This is a genomic window from Bacillus badius NBRC 15713 (assembly GCF_001591605.1).
Lineage (GTDB): Bacteria > Bacillota > Bacilli > Bacillales > Domibacillaceae > Pseudobacillus > Pseudobacillus badius.
The window spans coordinates 1-757 of record NZ_BCVF01000108.1 but is presented as its reverse complement, the minus strand read 5'-3'; the positions used below and the strand labels follow the sequence as shown (position 1 = coordinate 757).

The following is a 757-nucleotide window of genomic DNA, read 5'->3' as shown; positions in this document are numbered from 1 at the left end:
CGGTTGTTTTCCAGCTCATTGGTTTACGGACTATCAACCAGTTGAACCAGCCCCTATGGAGGAGTCCTTTGAAATGGAGCTTATTGAAGAAGAACCGGCTAATTTTGAGCAGATGTCATTGTTTTAAGAAGTCATTCATATAAAACCGAAACTATCGAATAAAAAGGGGTGTTAAGTTTTGAAGGAGATCGAAATTGAGGTGTCTGGACAAGCTGAAGAGTTTTATTTGTCCACTACAAAAGGGTGGGTCAAAGTAGCAGGTCATTCAATTGCTGTTGGTGGTTTCAAATTTAGTGCTGTTCCGATCAGTGGTTTTATTCTGGTTTCAGAAGTTGAATCGGGGGCAAAACTTTTCCGCGTACCTGTTTCCGAAGCGATTGAAAGCTATGAAGAAACAATGCTTTTTTTAGAACTGAATGTAGCTGTTCAGATTGTTGCAGTAATTGAAAGAATAGGTCAGGAAAAGATGAAGAACGAGATTAATCGTTTGAAAGCATATTCGCTAAAAAAATTTGGCCAGAAGCCTTTTACCACAACAATAGATATCGAAAATCCTAATCAATATTTGCATTAATCAATAGTAAATTGCTAGATAGGAAGTGTGCAAGATGATTGAATACCGCTGCATCGTTCCCACGAAGGTATGTCCCCAGTGTGGTTTCTTGATGGAAGCTGTTGAGGAGTAGGAAACACAAAATGCGCAAAGAACATGAGATATTGAATTGGATAAAAAAAGCGTTAATCAGATTTACCGATC

At 38.4% G+C, this 757-nt stretch carries 1 protein-coding gene; it reads left to right on the top strand.

Annotation, left to right across the window (positions count from 1 at the left end; translation table 11 throughout):
• Positions 1-178: 178 nt before the first annotated feature.
• A complete protein-coding gene (locus BBA02S_RS19935) occupies positions 179-574 on the top strand; it encodes a hypothetical protein (RefSeq protein WP_041114511.1) in 396 nt (131 codons plus the stop codon).
• Positions 575-757: the final 183 nt, after the last annotated feature.